The sequence below is a fragment of the Myxococcus sp. CA039A genome, from assembly GCF_013336645.1.
Lineage (GTDB): Bacteria > Myxococcota > Myxococcia > Myxococcales > Myxococcaceae > Myxococcus > Myxococcus llanfairpwllgwyngyllgogerychwyrndrobwllllantysiliogogogochensis.
The window spans coordinates 44,840-64,981 of record NZ_JABUMQ010000015.1; the positions used below are offsets into that span (position 1 = coordinate 44,840).

Here is a 20,142-nt window from a genome sequence, read left to right on the forward strand (position 1 = left end):
TGACGAGGGTTCGGGGTGGCCCTCGCACGCGCGACTCCCGCCAAACGGAGGGGCCGGACATACATACAACTGCCCAGGTGCCCAGATTCAAGTCAGGGCGGCGCGAGGGGGCGGGGCCTCAGGAGGTCGGTGATGCTGGAGCCGGAAACACGCTCCACGGAGCACGGCGAGCCCGAGCGGGAAACACCGCTCAGGGCGTCGGACTTCCTGCGCGCGAATCGAGAGGCCCTCTTGTCGGAGTGGGAGCATGCGATGCACGCGCTCCACGCCGGCTTGCGCGAAAAGCCCTCCTGGTTGCTGGACCACATGCCGGGGCTGCTCGTGTCGCTGGCGGACGCGCTCGACCAGGGCGAACAGGGCCCCGACACCGCGCTGGCGGACGAGCACGCGGTGGTGAGACTGGACCAGGGCTTCGACTTGGGCGAGGTGGTGGCCGAGTACGCGCTCCTTCGCAAGTGCATCCTCCGGAGGCTGGAGGCCCAGGCCCGGCCCCTCGAACCCGGGGAGTTGGAGCGACTGGAAGGCGCCCTGGACCGGACGGTGGTGCGGACGGTGCAGCGCTTCGCGGAGGAGCGACAGCGCAGCCTCCAGGCGCTGGACCGCATGGCACAGGCCACGCTGGACGGCCCCGCGGTGGACACGCTCCTCGTGCGCCTGCTCAACGTGGTGATGGAGTCGACCCTTACCGTGGACTCGGCGGGGGTGTTGATGTTGGAGGCGGACCGCCTGGTGGTGCGCGCCGCGGTGGGGCTGGGCGGAGACAAGGCCCTGGGCAGCTCGCTGGCGCTGGGCGAGGGCTTCGTCGGCGAGGTCGCCGCGACACGCCAGCCCATGACGCTGCGCTCGGCCTCCACGGACTCGCGCGTCGTGCTGCCGGTGCTGCGCGACGTGGGGCTGCGCGCCGTCTACGGCGTGCCCCTGGTGGAAGGAACGCGGCTTTTGGGCGTGGCATACCTGGGCTCGCGTACGTCTTTTGGCTTCTCCGACGCGGACCTGTTGCTGTTTCGCACCATGTGTCAGCGCGCCGCCGCGTACATCCTCCAGGCCCGGCTCCAGGACATGGAGCGGGATGCGCGGGTGGAGGCCCAGCGCTCGCTGGCGCTGCTCGACGCGCTGCTGGCGGCCTCGCCCCTGGGCATGGCCTTCCTGGACCCGGAGCTGCGCTACCTGCGCATCAACCAGACGCTGGCGGACATCAACGGCTTCCCGCCCGAGGCGCACCTGGGCCGGACGCTGCGGGAGATGCAGCCGAAGGCGGTGGCGGACCTGATGGAGCCCTTGCTTCGGCGCGTGCTGGAGACGGGCGAGCCCCTGCAGTCCTTCGAGTTCGCCACGCCGACCTCGCTGATGCCGCCGCGAGGCAAGCGCATGTGGCAGGTGACCTTCTATCCGGTGCGCGAGCCCCAGGCCTCGGGGCTGTTGGGCCTGGGCTGCGTCCTGGTGGACATCACCCACCACAAGCAGACGGAGGCCTCGCTCCAGCGCGCGGTGGACTTCCGGGAACAGCTCCTCGCCGTCCTGGGACATGACCTGCGAAACCCGCTCAACGCCATTGGCGCCTCGGCCTTCCAGTTGGCGCGCGCGGAGGAGCTGGAGGCGCCGGAGCGCCGCGCGGTGGAGCGCATCCGCAAGTCCGCCGGGCGCATGGGGCGCATGATTACGGACATCCTCGACTTCGCGCGCAGCAAGCTGGGCGAGGGCATCCCCGTCTCACCCCAGCCGATGGACCTGGCGGACGTGTGTCAGGCGACGCTGGAAGAACTCCAGGTGAGCCACCCGGGGCGTCCGCTCCTGTTCGAGTCGTCGGGAGACACGTCGGGCGACTGGGACCCGGACCGGGTGGCGCAGGTGCTGGGGAACCTGGTGTCCAATGCACTTCAGCACGGAGGCGGCGACACGCCGGTGCACACCCGCGTGCGTGGAGAGGCCCACGACGTGGTGCTGGAGGTCCACAACCGCGGCGAGCCCATTCCCGCGGAGCTGCTGCCGCGCATCTTCGACCCGTTCAAGACGCCGGTGGCGACGTCCGAGTCGGCCTCGACGTATCAGAAGCAGCGCAGCCTGGGATTGGGCCTCTACATCGTCCACCAGATTGCCCGCGCGCATGGCGGCCGCGTGGAGGTGCGCTCCTCGGAGGAGGAGGGCACCACCTTCCGCGTGTACTGGCCCCGCGCGAAGAGCCCACCCGCGCGGGTGTAGCCCTTACTTCTCCTGCGCGGAGACGGGCGCGGGCGTGAGGGCCAGCGTGTGGATGGCCTCCGCGAGCATGCGCGTGCCCAGGTCCAGGCTCTCCAGCGAGATGGACTCGTCGGGCGCGTGGCCAGTGTATTCCTCGCCCGGGAAGCCAGGGCCGAAGTCCACCGCCTTGGGGAACAGCCGCGCGTAGGTGCCGCCGCGCACGGACGTCGCCTTCGCGTCCGGTGCATTCTTGTGACGCTTGTAGATGTCCAGCAGCGTGGTGACGAGCGGCCCGGACGTGTCCGCGACGTGCGCGTCACCCACGTAGCGCCCGCCACCCTCCTTCACGCGGCCTCCGGAGTCCTGGCCCACGCGCTCCGCGGCGTGGTCCAGCGAAGCATTGAACGCCGCCGCATCCTTCCCCTGGGGACGGCGCATGTTGACGCCCAGGCTCACCTTGCCATCCGCCACGCGCAGCACGGTGGGCGAGACGATGAGCGTCCCCATCAGCCCGCCGTCCGAGTACACGAGACCCAGCTTCTCACCGTGGTGGTCGCGGTCGAAGCGCGTGGCCAGGACGTGCAGCATGGCGGCGATGCCGTTGTCCTCCATGAGCAGCCTCGCCGCGACACCGGACAGGCCCCACAGCGCGTTGTTTCCCTCGTCGGCGATGGAGGCATGCACCGCCTTGCCGTGGACGGTGAGCACCACCGCCCCACCCTCCTCCTTCACGTCCGCCTTCAGCCCGGGGCGCACCCGCTGCTCCTCGGTGACGGCGCTCCTGACGGTCTCCAGGGCAACGGCGAGCGAGCCCTCCTCACCGGGCAGGAGTTTCAGCGTGGCCATGCCGGGCACCTGCGTGAGGAACTCGCCGGCCTTCACGTCCACCGGCCGCAGCGCGACCTTGGAGGACTTCAGAGCCGGCCCCACGGGCGCGACGAGGTTCCACGCGACGAAGCCGGACTGCGCGGCGACGACGGGGTAGCCCGAGTCCACGGAGATGACGTGCGTGGGCTTGGGCTCGGTGGCCGCGTACTTCGCCATGCCGTTCCAGTCGCTCTCCTCGCCGTTGCCGACGATGACGAGCACCTTGCCCTGGGGCTTGAGCCCGAGCCTCCGCGCGTGGTCGAGCGCCACCAGCGCCGACGCGAGCGGCCCCTTGTCATCCTCCACGCCCCGGCCGAACAGGCGGCCCTCCTGGACATAGGGTTCGAAGGGCGGGCGCTTCCACTCGTGCACGGGGGCGGGGACGACGTCACCGTGGAAGACGAGGCCCAGCGTCGGCGCGCCCTCGCCCCAGGCAATCTCGAACACGTCGTTGTCGCCCACGACGCGGTACGCCATGCCATGGGCCTTGGCCCACTTCTGGAGGAAGCGGCCCATGGCGGCGATGTCGGGGCTCTTCGCGGGAGGCGCCTCGCTGCTGACCGTCTTGAAGCGCACCAGCTGCTTCGTCAGCTCCACCACCTCGTCGAGCGCACATGTTTGCACATACGCGGCATGGCGCTGCTGGGCGGAGGCGCCCTTCATTTCCTGCGCGGAGAAGCGGCTGGCGCGGCAGCGGGAATCCGCACCGGCGAGCGCGAGGGAGGGGACGAGACACAACAAGGCCGTGGCGATGGGGAGGCGCATTCGGTGGGAGACCCTATTTCAGCGGGGCAGGTCGGCCTACCTTGGCGGAGGAGGGCCTGTGGCCCCAACACCGCCTGTCTGGCCGTCTGCTCCTTCTAGGGGTGAAACCAGACGGGCGGGAGGCTATTCCTAGGGCATGTTCTTCAACTCCACCAAGAAGCTGCGGATGCCGTCCCCGGCGGAGGCGCTGCCGGGCCGTACGGAGGAGATGTCCGTTCCCCCCAAGCACGAGGTGCTGGGCACTCCGCTGAAGGGGCCTGTTCCGGAGGGCTACGAGGTCGCCATCTTCGGCCTGGGCTGCTTCTGGGGCGCCGAGCGCAAGTTCTGGCAGACGCCCGGCGTGTACAGCACGTCCGTGGGCTACGCGGGGGGCCTGACGCCCAACCCCACCTATCGCGAGGTGTGCAGCGGCATGACGGGCCACAACGAGGTGGTCCGCGTGGTGTTCGACCCGAAGAAGCTCAGCTACGAGCAGTTGCTGCGAGTCTTCTGGGAGAGCCACAACCCGACGCAGGGCATGCGGCAGGGCAACGACGAGGGCACGCAGTACCGCTCCGGCATCTACACCACCAGCGAGTCCCAGAAGCGCACCGCCGAGGCCAGTCGGGACGCCTACCAGAAGGCGCTCACCGCGAAGGGCCTGGACACCATCACCACCGAAATCATCCCGGCGCCCGAGTACTACTTCGCCGAGGACTACCATCAGCAGTACCTGGAGAAGAATCCTGGTGGGTACTGCGGCCTGGGCGGCACCGGCGTGAGCTGCCCCATCGGCGTGGGCGTCAGCGCCTGAGCCGAAGTCCGTGACAGGAGTCACCGGGAGGCACCTTGGGTGCCTCCCGTCGGGGGGCAGCCTGGGGGCTCGGTGGCCCTTCCGTTCGACCGATGCGGCTACTCTGGATCGAGTGCCCAGGTCCCTTCCTCCCAGCGCTTCAATGCCTGCCCGGCTTCGAAGGGCACGAGCCCCTTGCCCTGGGCGGCTTCTTCCAAAACCGCCTTCGCCGCGGCCGTCCGGTAGCGGAGCAGATGGGCGGCGGCCATGACACGCACATCCATGCGCTCATGCTTGAGCAGGACGAGGAGGGCATCACGCCCTGCGTTTCCATTGGCCAGGAGTTCGTCGACGGCGGCACCGTACTTCCTGGCGTGCTTGTTCCCGGTCTTGGCATCTCCTCGAAAGATGGCCTCGGTCTGCGCCGCCACGTTCAGCGCGAACTGCTCGACCAGTGTCTCCAACGTCATCGCCAGAACCCCTTCGCCACGTTCTCCATGGCCTGCAGCCCGAAGTCACGCTGGGCCTCATAGGACCGCGTGCTCAACCATTGCCGCACGGTCAAGGTGCTGGAGCCCGTGATACTACGCCGGATCGACGAGTAGAGAGCGCTGACGTCGGCGTGCAGGCTCTTGTCCAAAGGGATGATGTTCTCGGTGTTGTGGAGGGCCTGGGGGCCAAAGCGGTTCACGTTGCCCGGGGTCTGCTCGACGATGTGGTGCCACTCCTTGTTCTTGCCCGCCGGGCCCATGGCCTTCTTGAAGCCACTGAACGAGCCCCAGGCCCTGTAGCCCATGGGACGCGCCTTGGCGGAGGCGCCGCCGCCCGTGTCTTTGGCCGCCATGGCCACGGCACCGGGGGCGAGGGCGATGGTGACGGTCTCGGCGCTCACGGTCACCGCTCCCACGTCCGCGACCGCCGCGAGCCTGAGGCCCACCTGCGCTTCGGCCTGCACCGCTGCCTGCGCGGCGCCTGGGAGCCTTGGCACCTTCGACCCCACCCCCGCCGCCGTGTTTCCAATGGCGGCCACGGCCAACATGGCGAACGCGCGCGCCGCGTTGCGGCCCATGACCTGGCCGTAGCGCTCGCCCGCCTCGCGGAGCTCGTCAAACGTGGTGGCCCGCTCCGCCTCCTCCACCAACTGCTTGAAGCCCACGATGAGGGTCCAGAACGTATCGACCCCCACGTAGGCAATGAGGGAGGCGGTCATCACGGCGGCCACGCCCTTCGAGAAAGGCTCGGGCACCGCGAGCAAGATGCAGTACGTGGTCCACGTCCAAAGAACCGCCGACAGCATGGCCTGGGGGTCGGTCATGTCCTTGAAGGCATCCAGCATCTCGTCCAACACGACGCCCTGTGCCAAGGCCATGGCCAGGGCGTAACGGCCATCCCCGGTGACCGTGGGGCTCTCCACCAGGAGGCGCAGGCAATCGCCGGGCTTGTTCGTGCGCTCGCACCAGCGCAGGTATGCGCGCGTCAGCTCCACCTCTGTCGCGGGTTGTTCGCCCTCCAGGTGTTCGCCCGGTCCCAACGGGATAACGCGGTGGCCGCGTGGCTCGTACAGGTACGAGCCACTGCGCGAACCCACCTCGAACAACCGCCGGGCCATTTCCTGGGGACGAGTGGACGGCCGCACGTTCTGGGCGAGCGCTTCTACAGCTTCAACGAAGTCGTCTTCGTCCAACTCAACCGGCGCGGCATCGCCGCTGAGTGGGGTGAAGACGATGGGCTCGCCGTTGCCAGTGTGCAGGCGCACGGACTTCGTGGTGCCGCTGCATCCGGCCATCATCACGAGCAGCAGCGGAATCGACCATCGCGGCGACATGCGAAGCCCTCCTGGCGATGGCCCCCATTCGTCGGGAGCCCACCGTCGACTGAAGGTCGTGCAATACCAGATAGAGCTGACAGACACTCCGAGAGGTAGCTGAGCCCGTGAGCTGGCGATTCGGGGCGCTGGCGTTTGAGGAAGGGCTCAGGTCTGGGCTTCTCCAACGCGGCCCGGGCCATGTTGGTGCGGGCACGCCCCTCGCCCCGGCTGGACGAGGTGGCGACTGAAACGTTGTCTCTCCCCCGCGAGCGCACCGAAGCGACACACTGCCACGCAATCGAGCCGCCGCTGAGCCGTAGGTGCGTTGGATATCAGAGGGGGAGCAACACACCATGCGTGTCGACGGCTCATCACGTCCGACTCAAACCATCTCATCCGAAGGCGCGACTGAAACAGCCCGGAACGAGACATCGTCTCAGAACCACGTCGTCGAGCAGGAAGACACTTCCGGCACGGAAGGCTTCGACGCGACCTCCCGCTTCGAGGACGGTGACGGCGGCGCAGTCCACCGCGAGCGGCTCCAGCCACCACCGCCTCCGCCTCCTCCCGAAGAAGAAGAGGAAGCCCCCGTCACGCTTCCGCTGAAGGACCTGAAGCGCGGCGACTCCGGCCCCGAGGTGAAGGCGCTGCAAGACGCACTGGTGACGCTGGGCTATCTCACCGAGGAGCAGGTCGCCACGGGGCCAGGCCAGTTCGGCCCGAAGACGGCGGCGGCACTGGAGCGCTTCCAGACAGAACACGACGTGACGGCCACCGGCCAGTACGCGGCGGGGACACGCGAGGCACTCACCCAGGCCCTCACGACCCAGGGCGGCGCACGGCGGCCAGCCATGTCCGCCGAGGCCGCGTTCATCACCCAGTTCACCTCCGAGTACAACCCGACCGGTCCGCGCGGCAGCACCAACTGCGGGCCCGCGAGCCTCGCGATGTCACTGGCATACACGGGCCACATGCCCCCGGGGCTCTCCAAGGAGCAACAGGTGGACTACGCCCGCGCGCTGATGAGCCCACGTCGCGAGAGCGAGTTCGCCCACGTGAAGGCGTCCGACGGCACGCGCGTGCCGCAGTTGGACAGGGACCGCGAGCTGACGGGCGGCACCATGGTGGGTGATGGCATCAAGGCCGCGGGCCTCGGCTCTCGCTACGGCCAGGGCTGGGAGGCGCTGGACCAGCAGCTCGCGGCGGGAAACCCTGTCATCGCGAATGGCCAGACGAACGCGAAGTGGCGCGACCAGTTCCCCGAGCGCATGGGCTCCGGAGACATCGGCCACCTCAACGCCATCCTCGGCAAGACACCCGACGGCAAGTACCTCGTCGCGGACCCACTGCATACCGGTGGCCCCGTGGCGATGACGCGCGAGCAGCTCGGCGTCTTCTTCTCTCCCACTCGGGGACAGCCGTCCTTCACCGCGCTGGAGGGCGCCTCGCGAGCCACGAGTCCAGCCGCCAACGCAGGCGTGAGCGCGGGCAAGAGCGTTGGAGCCTCCATCGCGGGCAGGCTCGACGAGGCCGCCCAGGGACTCCCTGTCCCTGAGCCCGAGCTCACCACTCCGAAGTCGGGCGTGGGCATCGTCAGCGTCTCCGCTGGCACGGACGTGAAGACGCGCGCGGCGCAAGACGCGAAGGCGCTGGAGGGCACGCTCAAGAACAGCCTGGAGCAGGGCGCGCGTCAGTTCGAGCAGTTCATCGCCAGCAACCCGGACCCCGTCTACCAGGAGGCGTTCGTCCGCGCCGCCGAGCCGTCCCTGGCGAAGATGGGCCAGCTCTTCGCCGGCGTGTCTCCGGAGACGAACCGCCAGCTCCACCCCCGTCCGCCGCTGCGCCAGCCCGACCTGGACAATCCGGAGGTGCTCAAGAAGCTCGCGGACCAGGAGAACCGCATCGAGCACCAGACGTTCTACTCCCTGACGCGCGCCACGGAGCTCTTGAAGGACCCCGCCGCGGGAATGGTGGGCAAGGCCTTCACGCGCGATGCGCCTCCGGGTCTGGTGAACATGTCGATGACGAGCGCGGTGCGCACCGCCGTCAACTTCGGGCTCGGCACCCGACTCGCGTTCGACATCGAGCGCTCGCTGAATCGGAGGGAAGTGATTGCGCCGGGCAGCACCGCGCCCACCTACGGCAAGGACCAGGCGGCGCTTCACCGCACGCTGTGGAGTGCCATCGACGGCGTGCGCGGCGACTTCGCCGTGGCCGCGGAGAAGGCGGAACTGCACCAGAAGAAGCTCACCGCGCTGCTCGGCGGCCCCTCCGCCATCCTCACGCCCCAGCAGCAGAAGGACTTCATCTCCACCTACGTCGGGCAGGCCGGCATCCAGAAGGACCTCGCGGAGTTCGAGCGGCTGGGCAAGCTGCTCGCCACCGCCGCGCCGGACGGCGTGCCTCAAGGCTCGGATGACCCGCGTGTCGCCGCGCTCGCTCGCGAGCTGCCCCGCATGGCGGAGACACAGGGCGGCGCCAGCTACCTCGCCGGACAGCTCGCGGCCAAGGCGGAGGACGCACCGCTCTTCCTCGACGTCGTGGGCAAGCTGAAGGACGGCAAGGACTTCGACGAGAAGCTCGCCCTCGCGCTCGTGAAGAGCGCGGGCACCGGCGCCCTGCTCGCGGCCGGCGGCAAGTCCCCGGGCACCGCCCAGAAAATCTTCGACGGGCTCGCGCGCTGCTCGGATGTGTTCGGCATGAAGCCGGACGACATGAAGGCCTACGTCCGCCTGCTGCGGACCATCAAGCCAGGCACCTCCGAGGCGGACGTGCGCAAGACGACGCAGTCCCTGAACGCCCTCCTGACGGAACAGGAGACGGGCCTGCCCTACAGCGCGAACTCTCCTCGGGGACAGGCGCTGCGCGGGCTGGGGCTGCTCGTCGTCGGCACGGCGTTCGCCGGAGACGCCAGCAACTGGAGTCAGGCGGACCTCGCCGCGAAGCTCAAGATTGTCGGCGACGGCCTCAGCTTCACCGCGGACGGCGGAGTGTTCCTCGCTGGCGTGCTCGGCAAGACGGCGACGGCGGCTTCTACTGTCGCGGCGCTCGGCAAGGCGTCCGCCGTCGGCGCGGTGCTGGGCGCGGCGGGAGACGCGTTGCAGAGCTTCCAGTATCTGCGCGAGGGCGACGGCTGGAAGGCCAGCGCGTCCGGAGCCCAGGCCCTGGGCGGCGCGTTGATGGCGGGAGCGGCGCTCTTCAGCTGGGCACCGGGCTTCCAGGTGCTCGGCGCGGCCCTGTTCCTCGGAGGACTCGGCGCCAAGTACCTGGACCCGGAGAAGGAGCGCACCCGAGAGGAACAGGTGAAGCTGCTCACGGCCAGCGGCATGGACGCCACGCTCGCGCGCAACCTCGTCACGCTGGGGCCGGAGCTGCTCGACCAACGGCTGTGCCAGGACCTGGCCATGTCGCCGGAGCAGGTGCAGAAGCTCATCGCGGACCACCCGTCGCTGGGGCAGAGCGCCACCCACCTGGACAGCCTCGTGCAGGCCGCCGACGCCATGAGGATAGACGGCGCGCGCTTCCAGGAGTTCCTCGAGCGGCTCGCGAAGGCCCACGGCGTCGACGTGGGCACACTCGCCCGCGAGGTGCACACGCGCTTCTTCGGACACCCACCCTCCAGTGGCGCGGGCGGCGGCGAGGTGTACCTCTCCCAGGCCCATGAGTTCCGCGCCTGGGTGGAGTCACGCACGCCCGAAGTCGCCGCGTGGGCGAAGCAGAACGAGACGCGCTGAACCCGCATCGGTCGAAGTGGGCGCGCGACAACACTCGCCGCGCGCCCGCACCCGACGCCCTTGTCGACAACGCAACGCGGCACCCGCGTAACCTGATGAAACTTCAACGCGGAGCACCGCCATGCCTTTCGCGACTTGCCGCGTTAGCGGGTCCTGGTTTGACTTTCTTTGCCGTCCGAAGAAATAGAATCGTGGGTTGAAAGGAAAGGACCGCTCGGACGCAGAACCGTCTCGGTATGCGCTGGCTCACCCCCTCCCCTACTTTCTCCAGCGGCCCGCTTTTCGTCCCCATGCGATTACCAACCCCTTTTGTGCAGGCCACGCACCGTGTCAGGAGTCTGCTGACGCGGGTGTGTGCGACAGCGGTAGCAGTGGGTGTGATGGCGTTCGGCGCGGACGCGAGCGCCCAGGCCGGAAACCTCGCGCTCAACCGACCGACGGTGACGTCGTCCGCGGAGCCGGGACTCACGGGCAACTACGCGGTGGATGGAGATGGAGGCACGCGGTGGGGCAGCACCTTCACCGCGAACGAGTGGATCTACGTCGACCTGGGAGCGAGCACCACCATCAGCCGCGTGGTGCTGACGTGGGAGACGGCGTACGCCATCGGCTACAAGGTGCAGACGTCCCCGGACGCGGCGAACTGGACGGACATCCGCACCATCACCGACGGCGACGGCGGGACGGATGACCTGACGGTGTCAGGCACGGGCCGCTACGTGCGCATCCTCGGCACGGTGCGCGGCGCGGTGGACTACGGCTATTCGCTGTGGGAGTTCGCCGTCTACAGCGGCACGGCCACCACGGGCGACCTGGCGAAGAACCGGCCCGCCACGGCCTCGACGGTGGAGGGCAACGCGGCCCACCTCACGCCGGGCTATGCGGTGGACGGCAACACGACGACGCGCTGGTCCTCGGACCCGCTGGACGGCCAGTGGATTCGCGTGGACCTGGGCTCGGCGAGGACGCTCGGCAAGGTGGTGCTGAACTGGGAGGGCGCCTATCCGTCGACGTATGCGATTGAAGGCTCGACGAATGACAGCACCTGGTCACCGCTCGCGACGAACATCACCGACGGCGCGCCGGGCCGCCGCGAAGTCACCGTGTCCGGCTCCGCCCGCTACGTGCGCGTGCGCAGCATCACCCGAGGCACCGGCTACGGCATCTCCCTCTGGGACTTCGAGGTCTACGCGCCCGGTGACGGACCGCAGGAGCCGCCGCCGCAGACGACGAACCAGACCATCAAGCTGATGTTCCCGGAGCTGGCGTACGCGAAAATCAACGTCTCGCCCGCGCCCATCAGCGTCACGCCCACGCCGGAGGAAGGCAACACCACGCCGTCGGTGCGCAACCCGCCCGGGCCCTTCACCTACGAGCTGACCTTCGCTCCCAACACGACGATTACGCTCTCCAAGAATCAGTTCTCGCCCACCGCGCCCAACACGGACATCCGGCTGGCGGTGACGACGTCCACCGGCACGGTGCTGCGCGGGCAGAGCGTCACCTCGCTCGCGGTGCAGGGCGCGGAGTGGAAGGTCGAAATCTTCACCACGGGCGGGCCTCCGGACGGAAGAGACCGCACCATCATCCCGGACCCGTACCAGGCACCCGCGCCTCCCGCCATCGCCGGTGCGTTCGCCGTCGTCGCTCCGGCCAACAACGCCATGGTGACGAACACGCGCCGTCCCACGTTCCAGTGGGCCGCCGTCGCGGGCGCGGCCAACTACAAGCTGTATCTGAACATCAGCCGCGTCGACTACGACTGGATGGCCGCCGGCAGCCTGCTGGACCGCTACACGCTGATGACCACCACGACGGGCACGTCATTCACGCTGACGCAGGACCTGCCGGACCGCTGGACCTACAAGTGGTACGTCGTGGCCACGCAGGCCAGCGGCACCACCAGTCGCTCGGACTTGCGCCAGTTCAGCCTGTACCTGCCGGTCGTCGAGACGGCGGCGGACGGCGTCGCGCTCATCAACGGCATGCGCGACTTGAACAAGAACGGCGTCATCGACCCGTACGAGGACTGGCACAACCCCATCGTCACCCGCGTCAACGACCTGATGGCGCGGATGACGACGCGCGAGAAGGCGCTGCAGATGTTCTACGAGGCCAAGACCTTCCCCGAGGCGGGCTTCACCATGGGCCCCTTGAGCCCGGAGGACATCGTCAGCTTCCAGCGCGCCTCGGCGGGCACGCGGCTGGGAATCCCGAACGTCGACGCGGGCGACTCCATCCACGGCTACAAGACGAGCTGGCCCACGCAGCCGGCGCTGGCCGCCTCCAGGGATTTGGACACCGTCTACGAGCTGGGTGACATGCAACGCCGCGAGCAGCTCGCGGTGGGCAGCCGAGGCACCCTGTCGCCGCTGGCGGAGGTGGGCACCAAGGTCCTCTATCCGCGCATCCAGGAGGGCAACGGTGAGGACGCGGACCTGTCGGCGGGTCTCACCCGCGCGCTCATCGCGGGCCTGCAGGGCGGTCCCGAGGTGAACCCGCACTCCATCTGGGTCACCACCAAGCACTGGCCCGGCCAGGGCGCGGGCGGCGAGGCCGGAATCACCTATGACGGCACCACCATCCACTACCACATGCGTCCGTGGCACGCGGCGCTGGAGGCGGGCACCAGCGGCATCATGCCCGGCTACGCGGGCAGCTGGCTGTTGGGCCCGGAGGGCTACGGCGCCGGTGACAGCGTGGGCATCCTCAACTACCTGCGTGTGAATCTCGGGTATCAGGGCGTCATCTGCTCGGACTGGCTGCCGTCGGGTGCGTGGACGCGCTCGGCGACGGCGGGCTCGGACGTCATGGGCGGGGCGAATCCCGCGCAGATGGGCGACTTCGAAACGGCGGTGCCCATCGCCCGCATCAACGACTCCGTGCGCCGGATTCTGGACCTGAAGTTCCGCCTGGGCATCTTCGAGGACCCGTATCGCAGGGGCCTCGCGGGCACCTCCGAGTGGCACACGGCGGACCACAAGGCGCTGGTGCGGCGCGCGGCGCAGAACGCGATGACGCTCTTGAAGAACGACGGCGCGCTGCCGCTGCGGCTGGGCGCGGGCTCGAGCATCGTCGTGGCGGGGCCTTGCGCGGATGCGGGCCCCTGCATGGTGACGTGGCGCTCGGACTTCCACGGCACGGAGTTCGGGGACCTGACCATCTACCAGGCCATCAAGCAGCGCGCCGAGGCGGCCGGCATCACCGTCTACAAGGACAACGCTCCGGCGGGAGTCACGCCCAACGCGGCCATCGTCGTGGTGGGCGAGAGCTACTTCACCCACGGCACCGAGTGGGACAAGGAGAAGCCCTACCTGCCCGGAGACCCGATTGGCCCGGCGCATGATGCCAAGTGGGGCAACCAGTACGGCCTCATCACCGGCTTCCGCGCGCGCAACATCCCCACGACGACGGTGCTCATCCTGCCGCGTCCGTACGTGCTGACGAACGTCGTCCCGCAGACCAATGCGCTCCTGGTGGCGTACCGGCCTGGAGACTCGGGAGGCCCGGCCGTGGCGGACATCCTCTTCGGCGACGTGTTCCCGCGCGGCAAATTGCCGTGGCAGTTGCCCAGGGGCATGGACCAGGTGGGCACCGACGTGGAGAACAACCAATTGGAGCAGTGGGACATCCCGTTTGATTTGGGCGCCACCGCCGCCGAGCGAGCGGCCATCAAGTCTCGGATTGCCCAGGGCCTGCCCATCCTGCCCATCTACGGCAACCCGCTGTTCCAGTACGGCGCGGGCATCCAGGGCTTCGGGCTGACGGATGCGACGCCGCCCACGGCGTTCACGTTGCAGACGCCGGCACCGGGCTCCACCATCACCACGCGGCCGAACTTCACATGGACGGCGAGCAGCGACCCGCAGACGGGCATCCACCGCTACGAGGTGTTCCTGGACGGCAGCCCCTTCCCTGTCGCGACGACGCGCACGAACTCCGCGCCCGTCATCAACGCCGCGCTGGGCAACGGCGCGCACACGTGGTTCGTGAGGGCCTACAACTGGGCGGGCGGTGTCACGCAGTCCGCCACGGCGACCTTCACGTTGAACGACACGGCGCCTCCGGCGGCCTTCGCGGCGCTGGTGCCCGCGGCGGGCGCGGCGGTGCCGGGTGCGTCGACGACGTTCATCTGGGAGCAGACGACGGACGTGGGCGCGGGCGTGTCCAGGTACGTGCTCGTGGTGGACGGCACGGACCGCGCGCCGGACGTGACGCCGAAGGCCTACGTGGGCACGTCGACGAACCTGGCGCTGGCGAAGAACGTCTCCGCGACGTCGTCGGAGTTCGGCAGCCCCAACGACGCGGTGGACGGCAACGTCACCGCCACGCGCTGGTCCAGCCGCACCGACGTGGCCAGCCCTGACACGGAGTCCATCACCGTGGATCTGGGCGCCGTGTACTCCATCAAGCGGGTGAACCTGTTCTGGGAGGCGGCGTACGGCAAGCAGTACGCCATCGAGGCCTCCGTGGACGGCACGACGTGGAGGGCCGTGTACACCGAGGCCAACGGCAATGGCGCGCAGGATGACCTGCTCAACCTGAGCGGCGTGGGCCGTTACGTGCGCATGCGAGGCATCCAGCGCGCCACGGGCTATGGGTACTCGCTGTGGGAGTTCGAGGTGTACGGCGTGGGGACCGAGCAGACGACGCTGACGGGCCTCGCGGCGGGCAGCCACACGTGGCGGGTGCGGGCGGTCGACGGAGCGAACAACACCACGCTCTCCAGCGGCCCCATCACCTTCACCAAGTAGTCGGCCCGCACCGGGACGAGGGGAAGACGGCGGCTGACCTCCCGGCCGTCTTCCCTTCGCGTGTCGGGGCAAGCCCTGGTGCCAATACTCACAACGAAGCAGCACGGGCTCGCTCATGGCGAGCGCCCGGTTCTCCGAGCCGCGCTTCTTCCGGATGCATGTGACACGGCAGCACCCGGTCAACTGTCGTACAACCGACGCCACTCTGTCCCCATCGCGTCGCGTGACAACCTGTCACGACACCCTGTCACCCGTGAATCCGCGACGCGTGACAGGAGGGGTCTTCGCCAGGCCCGCAAGACAACGCGGGCCCGCCCCGGCGCGACGCGGCCCCGAGTGAAGACAGACACGCGCACGTCCCTGGCATCGAGCTTGCTCTTGTCTCCTTCACCCTTCACGGGGGAGGAGGCAGGACACGATGAAGCACAAGACTTTCCGGCGGTACGCGTGGTTCCTCTCTGGCGCGCTCATCCTCGCGGGAGCACTGGTCGCAGCACGCACGTTCCATCTCTTCACCAAGCCCCCGCTCGACGATTCCGACTCGAGCGTGGACATCCGAAGCGTGGGCGAGAACGCCTACGAAATCACCAGCAAGGACCCGCTCGTCGACACGTTGCAGCCCCGGCACTCGGAGATGGCGATGCAGGCCCGCATCGTCCCCGCCTTCAAGGATGGCAAGGCGCAGGGCTTCAAGCTCTTCTCCATTCGCGAGGGCTCGCTCTACGACAAGCTTGGCTTCCAGAACGGCGACGTCATCCAGCGCGTCAATGGAATCTCACTCGACACGCCAGAGAAGGCGCTGGAGACGTACGCGCTCTTGAAGACCGCCCGCCGGCTGGAGGTGGACCTGCACCGCGACGGAGCCCCGCTGCACAAGGTCTACGACGTGAAGTGAGCGGCCACGCCAAGGCCCGACGATGAGCGAGTCAGGGGCACAGTCTGCGAAGCCAGCGGTGCCACATCGCCGTATCGAACGGGGGCCAACTGGATTTCTCTTCGCCGAGGAAGGGTTCGAGAACACGCGCCAGCTCCCGGTACTGGACCGGGACGGACTGAGTCTCCGTATCGATGGCATCAGGCCACTCGCCCAAGGTCAGCAGCACGCGTTCGGACGCCATCCTCTGGAAGGACAGCTCTGGCATTCCGAGCCGCTGCTGGAGGGACTCAAGCCCTCCGAGCTGCGCGAGCAACGGCTCGCCCAGAAACGTCAGCCAGTAGGCGCCACGAGCCTTGGTGCCAATGTGCCTGCTCGTCTCTCCCATGTGATGGATGTCCAGCCCGAGATAGCGACTCAGGGTGTCCAGGAGCTGCCTCCGCACGGAGAACCAGGCTCCCGGGCGGCAGTTGAGCGCGAGGCTGGCATAGCCAAAGCTGAATGGCAGCTCACGCGCGATGTCGAGGGCCAGGGCACGGAAGTGACCTGGGCCATGTGACAGGAGGTACTCGGTGGGGAACGAGAAACAGATGCCGCTCGTGGCGCCGTCATCCTGGTCGAAGAGCGGCGCATCGAGCTTCCGGCCGTCGTACTCGAAGTGGTAGCCCCCTGCACCGCTTTCGAACTCGGACAGTTCGACGAGCCATTCGATTCCCCAGGCACGCTCGACCATCTGCTCGCGGATGTGCTTCCAGCCCGCCTCATCCAGCGGCAGGGTGTCCCCATCATCCGCGCCATACCAACCCAAGGCCTGGGGAGGAATCGCTCGCCGATAGTGCTCCAGCGCGCGCCACACCCCGGCGGCCACGTCCCGATGAGAATGGCGCATGAAGAAGCAGAGGACGAGCCCCTCGCGAACCACCAGGTCCCCGCTCGCATTCGTCACACGGATGACCGGAAGCGCTTCCCTCATCGAGTCATACCCCATCGAGGCGAGACCATGACCGCCTCTCCCTGCAGAGCTTCCTGGTAGATGCGTCCCTGGTTGGAGCCGGCATAGGCGCTCTTCTCCCCATAGCGTGTCCATCGGGGTTCATTCGTGTCGGGACAAGGGAACTTGAAGTCCAACGTGAGCGCGGACCGCAGCAGGTTCGAGTCGGAATGCAGGACGAGGTCCGGCTTGATGGTGCGCCACAGCTCGCGAGTACACCCTTGTGAGACAAGCCGAGCCTCCTCCTCCTTGCTGACGGTCTCCAGCAGCCGGGCATGGGGATAGAAGCGATATCTCTGCTCGATGCTGAATGGCGCGGGCCAGCGCTGCTCCAGCACCTGCTTCGCACATCGAAGCGCCAGCGCATGCTTGCGTTGCCCCAGGAGCATGGCCCGGGTGATGCGTTCGCCGCAGCCATCCACTTCCACTTCCTCACCACACTCCTGCCTTGTCGGAGCCCGATGACCAAAGAACTCCAGGTTCACCAGGCGCTCGGCCTGATGAGCACATTCGACAAGTTGCTCCTCGAGTTCGTCCACTGCGTTGTCATTTCCTAGCAGCGTCACCAGGAACGGGACCAGCCCAGCAAGGATGGAGGATGATGCGTGCGTGGCCGTGGGAGCGAGCACGCGCGCTCCCTGTCTCGCCACCGCGGAAGCATGGCGAATGCGCGCGGCGGTCTCCGTATCGAACCGCAAGTCCTTGGACGCCGCCTGGTGTGCACTCCCAGCACAAGCCAGGAGCGAGGCTGTGGCCAGGAGCAGGAGCGCCCGTTTCCAATGTGGGTTCCGAGGAACAAGCACGGGCGCCTCCAGAAGTTGGGACGAACTGCTGGAGCAGGCCCAACACAGGCCCGGAGACGGGGACGCTCGTGACGAGCGCCCACTCCATCCCGGGCCCACGGACCACTCAACCCAGGTTGTGGAAGACGCGCTGCACGTCGTCGTCCTGCTCCAGCGAGTCCACCAACTCGAGGACCTCGTTGGCCTTGTCCTCGGGCAGCTCGATGAGGTTCTCCGCGATGTACTCGGAGTCCGCCGAGATGGGCGTCAGGCCCTTGGCTTCAATCGCCGTCTGCAGCTTGCCGAAGTCGGAGAAGTCGCACCGGATGATGAGCTGCTTCTCGCCCTTCTCACCCGTGCCCTCGCCCAACTCCTGGAGGCCGTGGTCGATGAGCTCCAGCTCCAGTTCGTCCTGGTTGAGCCCCTCCGGGTTGAGGCGGAACACGCCCATCCGCTTGAACATGAACGCGACGCTGCCCGCGTTGCCCATGTTCCCGGAGTACTTGTTGAAGCGCATGCGCACGTTGGCCACGGTGCGCACGACGTTGTCCGTGGCCGTCTCCACCAGCAGCGCGATGCCGTGGGGCGCGTAGCCCTCGTAGAGGACGATTTCGTACTGCGTCGCCGTCTGGCCGCTGGCGCGCTTGATGGCGGCCTCGACCTTGTCCTTCGGCATGTTGGCCGCACGGGCATTCTGGAGGACCCGGCGCAGCGTGGAGTTCGTGTCCGGATTGGGCCCACCGGACTTCACCGAGATGGCGATGTCCTTGCTGATCCGCGTGAACACCTTCGCCATCTTGTTCCAGCGGGCCATCATCGTGGCCTTGCGCGTCTCGAAAATGCGTCCCATGGGTCGATGCGACTCTTTGGTAGGGGGGCGTTGAAGCGGTGCCGCCAATCTAGCGCAACTCGGGTGGGGCGCCCGCGCTTCGTGTGCGGGGCGGCGACCTACCCGGCGCTCGGTCCACGAAACGGGCGGGCGGCGACCTCCAGGCCACCGCGCCAGTCCCATCCCAAGGGCCCTGCGAATGACTCAGCGCGCCTGCTGCGCGGGAGCCTGGGGCTGCGCCTGCTGCGCGGGCGTGAGGCTGTTGGCCCCCGTCCCCTGCTCGCCGTTGGCGAAGGCCCGCTCCATGTGGGCGTCGAGCTGCCCCACCGCCATCAGCCCCGCCATCCGGAAGTCGGAGATGAAGGACCAGAGCGGGTACTTGAAGCTCGCGGGCTTGTTGCGCTCGATGAAGAAGTGGCTGAACCACGCGAAGCCGTAGGCGGCGACCAGGGCGGCCGGCACCAGGGCCCCGCGTCCGGTGACGATGGCCGCCACGCCCGTGGCCAGTCCCAGACTGGTGCCCACGAAGTGGAACCGTCGAGTCACGGGCAGTGAGTGCTCGCGCAAGTAGAACGGCCAGAACTCGCCATAGGTCTGGAGGGGCTTGGGCATGGAGTGAAGTTGTGTCCAGGCAGGGGCATCCCGTCAACCCGCTCCAGGTCGGAGCGTGAAATCAGGGCCCTCGACGGCCCCCGAGGGCATGGCCAGCGAGCGGGCAAGCGGCCCCCTGGTGCGCATTTCCCGACAGGTGGGCCCCCTCCCCCGCCGGGGACGACCGGACTCCGAGCCCGGGGCTACTTCTTCACCTTCTTCGCGGCGGCGCGGAAGCACGCCTCGAACTTCTGGGTCTTGCTCTGGACCAGGCCCAGGTGCTTCATCATCGCCATCGTGGCGGAGCTGCTCCTGTCGCGGATCTCCGTATCCATGCACGTCATCGCCGCGTCCCAGCGCGAGCACATGCCCGTGTCGCTGAAGAGGTTCTGGCCCTGGATGCACTTGTCGAGGAGCGGCAGGAACCCCTTCACCGTCGACTGGGCACACGGCATCAGGTGCTTGTCGAAGCAGGCCGACGCCTCCTTGAGGAAGCGCTCCGGGAGCGGCTTCTCACCGACGACGGCGCACACCTTCGCCCGGTCCTCTTGAATCGTCTTGAAGAGCGCCAGCGTGGTGGACATGGTGGCCCCCGCCACCTCGGGACATTGCTGGGCCCGTGCCCGCAGCGGACAGATGGCGATGACGGCGACGAACAGCACTCCCGCGAATCTCGACATGTCGTGCTCCTGGTGCCCCGCCCACCAGAGGATGCCGCCGTGGACGTCCGGGCGTTCTCCTGAAGTTCTAGCGCCAGGGACAGCACTAGAAAAAGCAGGAAAACCAGCACCTCTGGCATGAGGGCTCGCGGCCTCTTGGGACGGCTTCTCGCCCCCCTCGTCGCCCCTGGCGCATGCCGTCGCTCCACAGTTTTCCGCTCGTCATGCATCGCGAGACGGGCCCTCTCCACCTCGTACACGGGTCGTGGGAGACTCGGAGCTGATGACGGATTGGATTCCCAAGCCGAACCCCCAGGTGGACCTGCGCTCCCTGGTGCTCAGCGCGGAAGAAGGCTTCGTGCTCTCGCGGCTGGATGGAGCGACCGCCGCGCGGAATCTGCCCGCCCTCACCGGTCTGCCGCCCGAACGACTCCAGGGCATCCTCACGCGACTGGTGTCGCAAGGCGCGCTGCTCCCCGCCGCGCAGCAACCAGCGCCCGCCGCCGCGAGGAGTCCCACCGCGAGCCCCACGCCGCCCC

13 protein-coding genes and 1 pseudogene are annotated in these 20,142 nt (G+C 68.2%); 6 read left to right on the forward strand and 8 right to left on the reverse strand.

Annotated features, from left to right (window positions below):
* Window positions 1-132: 132 nt before the first annotated feature.
* The gene (locus tag HR086_RS04045) at window positions 133-2,199 is read left to right on the forward strand and encodes an ATP-binding protein (protein WP_174453835.1); all 2,067 of its coding nucleotides are present in this window, start codon (window positions 133-135) and stop codon (window positions 2,197-2,199) included.
* A gap of 3 nt (window positions 2,200-2,202) precedes the next feature.
* Here the strand turns inward: HR086_RS04045 and HR086_RS04050 are convergent, their stop codons facing one another.
* A complete protein-coding gene (locus HR086_RS04050; protein WP_174464918.1) occupies window positions 2,203-3,810 on the reverse strand; it encodes a Sapep family Mn(2+)-dependent dipeptidase in 1,608 nt (535 codons plus the stop codon).
* 136 nt (window positions 3,811-3,946) lie between these two features.
* Here HR086_RS04050 and msrA point away from each other — a divergent pair, with 136 nt between their 5' ends.
* Window positions 3,947-4,603: a peptide-methionine (S)-S-oxide reductase MsrA gene (gene msrA, locus HR086_RS04055; RefSeq protein WP_174460659.1), complete on the forward strand. Its 657-nt coding sequence runs from the start codon at window positions 3,947-3,949 to the stop codon at window positions 4,601-4,603.
* A gap of 98 nt (window positions 4,604-4,701) precedes the next feature.
* On the opposite strand, the gene HR086_RS04060 is transcribed toward msrA, so the two are convergent.
* Window positions 4,702-5,052, reverse strand: a complete 351-nt coding sequence (locus HR086_RS04060) for a DUF2019 domain-containing protein (RefSeq protein WP_174453833.1) — start codon at window positions 5,050-5,052, stop codon at window positions 4,702-4,704.
* Window positions 5,049-6,407 carry a hypothetical protein gene (locus tag HR086_RS04065; protein WP_174453832.1) on the reverse strand — a complete coding sequence of 453 codons (1,359 nt, stop codon included), beginning with the start codon at window positions 6,405-6,407 and terminating at the stop codon, window positions 5,049-5,051. Before HR086_RS04065 ends, HR086_RS04060 begins: the two co-directional genes overlap by 4 nt.
* 335 nt (window positions 6,408-6,742) lie before the next feature.
* On the opposite strand from HR086_RS04065, the gene HR086_RS04070 reads away from it, so the two are divergent.
* From HR086_RS04070 to HR086_RS49380, 3 genes are all read left to right on the forward strand, one after another.
* Window positions 6,743-10,123, forward strand: a complete 3,381-nt coding sequence (locus tag HR086_RS04070) for a peptidoglycan-binding protein (protein WP_174464919.1) — start codon at window positions 6,743-6,745, stop codon at window positions 10,121-10,123.
* Window positions 10,124-10,503: 380 nt separating this feature from the next.
* Window positions 10,504-14,877: a discoidin domain-containing protein gene (locus tag HR086_RS04075; protein WP_174464920.1), complete on the forward strand. Its 4,374-nt coding sequence runs from the start codon at window positions 10,504-10,506 to the stop codon at window positions 14,875-14,877.
* 418 nt (window positions 14,878-15,295) lie between these two features.
* Window positions 15,296-15,772 (forward strand): hypothetical protein, encoded by a 477-nt coding sequence (locus HR086_RS49380; protein ID WP_174453829.1) that lies wholly within the window; start codon window positions 15,296-15,298, stop codon window positions 15,770-15,772.
* Between the two features lie 31 nt (window positions 15,773-15,803).
* On the opposite strand, the gene HR086_RS04085 is transcribed toward HR086_RS49380, so the two are convergent.
* The 5 genes from HR086_RS04085 to HR086_RS04105 form a co-directional block, all read right to left on the reverse strand.
* Complete coding sequence (locus HR086_RS04085) at window positions 15,804-16,724, reverse strand: type VI immunity family protein (protein ID WP_254624185.1); 921 nt, start codon at window positions 16,722-16,724, stop codon at window positions 15,804-15,806.
* Entirely contained in the window at window positions 16,721-17,281 is a 561-nt protein-coding gene (locus HR086_RS04090) for a hypothetical protein (protein WP_254626162.1), read from the reverse strand. The genes HR086_RS04085 and HR086_RS04090 overlap by 4 nt, the downstream gene beginning before the upstream one ends.
* Window positions 17,282-17,651: 370 nt before the next feature.
* On the reverse strand, window positions 17,652-18,374 hold the full coding sequence (locus HR086_RS04095; protein ID WP_174453827.1) for a YebC/PmpR family DNA-binding transcriptional regulator: 723 nt from the start codon (window positions 18,372-18,374) through the stop codon (window positions 17,652-17,654).
* Window positions 18,375-18,557: 183 nt separating this feature from the next.
* Window positions 18,558-18,965 (reverse strand): DUF962 domain-containing protein, encoded by a 408-nt coding sequence (locus HR086_RS04100; protein ID WP_141640397.1) that lies wholly within the window; start codon window positions 18,963-18,965, stop codon window positions 18,558-18,560.
* 182 nt (window positions 18,966-19,147) lie between these two features.
* Window positions 19,148-19,624, reverse strand: coding sequence for a hypothetical protein (locus tag HR086_RS04105; protein ID WP_141640396.1), 477 nt, complete (start codon window positions 19,622-19,624; stop codon window positions 19,148-19,150).
* A 262-nt stretch (window positions 19,625-19,886) separates the two neighbouring features.
* Between HR086_RS04105 and HR086_RS04110 the strand changes: the two are divergent.
* Window positions 19,887-20,142, forward strand: a pseudogene (locus tag HR086_RS04110) (hypothetical protein); the annotation flags it as partial.

What these genes read in the sequence shown, in the direction of transcription:
- HR086_RS04075 (WP_174464920.1), top strand. Translation starts at nt 10,504, where the DNA reads ATGGCGTTCGGCGCGGACGCGAGCGCCCAGGCCGGAAACCTCGCGCTC.
- HR086_RS04100 (WP_141640397.1), bottom strand. Translation starts at nt 18,965, where the DNA reads ATGCCCAAGCCCCTCCAGACCTATGGCGAGTTCTGGCCGTTCTACTTG.
- HR086_RS04065 (WP_174453832.1), bottom strand. Translation starts at nt 6,407, where the DNA reads ATGTCGCCGCGATGGTCGATTCCGCTGCTGCTCGTGATGATGGCCGGA.
- HR086_RS04060 (WP_174453833.1), bottom strand. Translation starts at nt 5,052, where the DNA reads ATGACGTTGGAGACACTGGTCGAGCAGTTCGCGCTGAACGTGGCGGCG.
- HR086_RS49380 (WP_174453829.1), top strand. Translation starts at nt 15,296, where the DNA reads ATGAAGCACAAGACTTTCCGGCGGTACGCGTGGTTCCTCTCTGGCGCG.
- msrA (WP_174460659.1), top strand. Translation starts at nt 3,947, where the DNA reads ATGTTCTTCAACTCCACCAAGAAGCTGCGGATGCCGTCCCCGGCGGAG.
- HR086_RS04045 (WP_174453835.1), top strand. Translation starts at nt 133, where the DNA reads ATGCTGGAGCCGGAAACACGCTCCACGGAGCACGGCGAGCCCGAGCGG.
- HR086_RS04085 (WP_254624185.1), bottom strand. Translation starts at nt 16,724, where the DNA reads ATGAGGGAAGCGCTTCCGGTCATCCGTGTGACGAATGCGAGCGGGGAC.
- HR086_RS04050 (WP_174464918.1), bottom strand. Translation starts at nt 3,810, where the DNA reads ATGCGCCTCCCCATCGCCACGGCCTTGTTGTGTCTCGTCCCCTCCCTC.
- HR086_RS04105 (WP_141640396.1), bottom strand. Translation starts at nt 19,624, where the DNA reads ATGTCGAGATTCGCGGGAGTGCTGTTCGTCGCCGTCATCGCCATCTGT.
- HR086_RS04095 (WP_174453827.1), bottom strand. Translation starts at nt 18,374, where the DNA reads ATGGGACGCATTTTCGAGACGCGCAAGGCCACGATGATGGCCCGCTGG.
- HR086_RS04070 (WP_174464919.1), top strand. Translation starts at nt 6,743, where the DNA reads ATGCGTGTCGACGGCTCATCACGTCCGACTCAAACCATCTCATCCGAA.